Origin of the sequence: uncultured Bifidobacterium sp., from assembly GCF_959020155.1 — a bacterium.
Taxonomy (GTDB): Bacteria; Actinomycetota; Actinomycetes; order Actinomycetales; family Bifidobacteriaceae; genus Bifidobacterium.
Genome location: NZ_CAUERC010000058.1, coordinates 1 through 3,440, shown reverse-complemented (window position 1 = coordinate 3,440; position 3,440 = coordinate 1). Strand labels below are relative to the sequence as shown.

Below are 3,440 nucleotides of genomic sequence, written 5' to 3'. Positions count from 1 at the left end.
AGTCCGAGCTCGTCCATGTGACCTTGCGGTCCGTCGCGTTGTCGGGCTTGACCGTCGCGGTCAGCTGCGCGCTCGCCCCGGACTTCAGCGAGAGCTTGCCGCCGCTCACGCCATCACCGGAGATCGAGACGGACGTGACCGGGATGGTGGTCTCGCACTCGACCGCGCCCAGGGCCGCGGAGGAGCCGTCCCACTTCACGATGCCGCCGTTGTAGTCCAGGCCCGGCTGGCGGGATCCCGGATACTGCTGGCTGCCGCCGTCGTTGAAGATCACCTTCGCGCCCTTGGCGAGGTTGTCCGGGACCACGTACTTGTACAGGTCGGTCTGCTGGCAGCCGTCGGTCGCGCTCGGGGCGGTCATCTCCACGCCCGGCCAGGCCGCGTTGTTCGCCGCGGTCGCGCCGTCGCCCGTGTACACGTACGCGTAGATCTTGCCCCAGCCCGAAGGCTTCGAAGCGTAGACGGTGTTCTTCGCGACCGGGTCCGGCGGAAGCTCACCGGTCACGGTCACGGTGATCGACGAGGTCTTGGTCCCGGACTTCGCGGTGATCGTGGCCTTGCCGGCCTTCCTCGGGGTGACCACGCCCTTCGGGCTGACGGTCGCCACGTCCTTGTCGGACGAGCTCCAGCTCACGGACGCGCCCTTCGGATCGGTCGTGGCGGTCAACTGCTTCGTGGCCACGCCCTCGGACAGGTCCACGCTGTAATCCGACTGATCAATCTTAACAGACTTGGTCGGGGTGACCACGCAATTGCGGGCCTCCCAGGTGCCGGACGAAGTGTTGCCGTCCCAAGCGTAATTGCCATCGATCTTAAGGCCAGCGGCATCCTCGCCTTCGGTGGTGTCGGCAGGATACTTCAGTGTGTTCTCGGCATTGCCGTCGTTGAAGATGATGCGGGTGTTGTCGTTCACGAGCTCGTCGGGAATCTCGTATTTGTACTCGCCATCCTGACCGCAGTTGTCTCCTGCGGAAACCTTTGTCATAGCAACACCTGGCCACTTCGCGTTCTGTTGCAAAGTGGAGGCATCCGGATCGTCCACATACACGTAGGCGTACAGGTTCGACCAATTGTTTGGCTTCTTCGCGTAGGCCGTGCTTGTGGCGTTCGGATCGCGCTTCGTGCAGGTGAATTCGCCGGAAACTGTCTGACCATCCGCATCTTTGCCCTGTACCTTCACGGTGACGGTGCCGCCGACAGCGGTGGAGGCTCCGACCGTGATGGTGTCGCCGTCCTTATAGGAGCCGGACTTGCCTTCGGAAGTGGTGTAGGTGGTGTCCGTGGCGTTGTTCGCGTTCAGGGTGATGGTGGTGGTGTCAGTCTTGAACGACTTGGCGCCGCTGGCGGAAACCGAAGCGGAGTTATCGGTGAAGAACACGCTGATCTTGCCTGCAGGTGCGGTGCCGGACTGAATCTTGCCGCCGGAAACCACCAGCTTGCCGCCGGAAACCTGATCGGTGTAGGTGCCGTCATCAAGGGTGGTTTCGATGCCGGAAAGATCCTGAGCGGCGTTCATATTGGTGATGGTCACGCCGTCGTTCTTGGAGTTGCCGTCTTTGATGTAACGTTCGACCATGAGGCAGGCGTTGTTATCCTTGCAATTGCGCATGTATTCCGCGGCCTTGTTGTTGTTCATGGCATTGCGGAAATGGTTTACGGCAACGACTTGCGGATCATACCAGCTTGGAGCGCCTGCGTCACCGAGCTTGCTCTGCTCGGAGAACTGCGGCTGGCTGCCGCCGGAACCGACTGGACGGTCGAAGTAGAGCGGCATGGTCTGGGAGCGGGAGCCAATTACGCCCCACCCCATAGTCATTTCCCATTCGCTCATCTTCATGGACGCGCCATAATCGTTGGGCTTGTTGGAATAATTGTCGTGCGATTCCACCCAGGAAACGAGATTGTTGCCACCTGCGGCGTTGTCCCAATTGTTGAGGTTGCCAGCATTCAGATTCTTTGAGCTCAACGCGCCGCGGAGCTTGATTCCGTAGTAGGAAGCAGTCACACCGCCGCCATGACGGCTGTTGTTGGCGAACAGCTTGGCGTAATCGGCGTCACGGGAGATGGAATCCTGCAGCACCTCGCCGTACTGGAATTGGGCGCCGTTGTTCAACACGATATTCCAATATTGGGAGCCGTCATATTCGTCTGGCAGCTCGATATGCTTGGCCGCGTCGAAACGGAAGCCATCCACGCCGTCGTTCACCGCCTGCACGAGGTAATCATGCATCATGTTAGCGGCCTCGGTCTTCGAGGTGTTGATGTCGTACAAGCCGAGCAGCTTGCAGTGTGTCACCTGGTAACGGTTGTTGTAGTCCTGCACGTCGCCGTCGTTGCAGTCGTGATGGTACAGGTCGGATTTCTTCCAACGGTCGGCAATGGCACCCCAAGTGGCGGTCATGTGGTTGGCCACCACGTCCACGATGATGCGTACACCATACTTGTGTGCGGTCTCACACAGACTCTTCAGATCGTCTTCGGTGCCCATCACCCAGTTGCCGATGGTGGTGTCGGTCGGCTGGTATACGTAGTACCAGTTTTCGGTGAAGATCTTGCCTTTGTTTCCAGTGTGGATGGCGGAAATCGGCTCAGTCTGCACGGAGGTGTAACCGGCTTCGGCGATTTTCGGAATGTTCTCCTCGATGGTCTTGAAGCTCCACTCCCACGCGTGCAGGGTGGCGCCCTCGCTCATCTCCTTCGCCAGGCCGTACTTCTTACGGGCCTGTTCGAAGGTGGCGTTTTGAACGGTGTCGGCGTAACTATCACGGCCGGTGCTGGCCTGTGCCGATGTGCTGGCGATTGCCAGACCTCCGAAGGCGGTTGCGGCGGCGGTGATGCCGACCACCACCTTCTTGCTGATCTTCAGACCCAGCTTCTGCCAGGCCGGGGTTGGTTTCCGGTGCCTCATAGCTCCTTGTTCCTTACTCCATGGCTCCCCGTGAAGGGCCCCATCTTCTTTGATAGCGTTTGCACTATTGCGAACGTATGCTGTTTATTTTATACCTTTTCTAGGGTACTAAAGTGCGAAAAGCATTGGAAAAACAATGAAAATCGTTGCTGAAACAACTCTTTCATTTGTGAAAATGTTTGCAAAGGTGGTACTTAATTGATGGTGTTTTGTACCACCCTAACTTGTTGTGTGGTGGGAGTATATTCGGCGATGTCCTGAAAATGCAATCCAGTTGTTGTCGATGCGTCAACCCTGCAAATCTTTCTCATTTGTGCAAGTGGGGGTACGGGGGTGCTGCTGGATGTGGGCTTGTATATGCTCTATCCAATTTGATGGGGTGGTGGTTTGTTTAAGTGGCCTATGAAGAGTTGCGTTTAATTGAATTTGCCGTGCATTGCGGTATTTCTGTATATTTCGGAATACTTGATGTGTGACGGTAGTGCCCGAAGGTTTGCGCACTTAGGGTCGTGCCCGTCCATGGGACGATGAT

The 3,440-nt window shown here is 57.6% G+C and carries 1 protein-coding gene; it reads right to left on the bottom strand.

The window, feature by feature from the left end; genetic code table 11:
* The coding region (locus Q5H31_RS08185; protein ID WP_302457671.1) for a starch-binding protein at positions 1 to 2,908 on the bottom strand (2,908 nt) is incomplete at its 3' end.
* Positions 2,909 to 3,440: the final 532 nt, after the last annotated feature.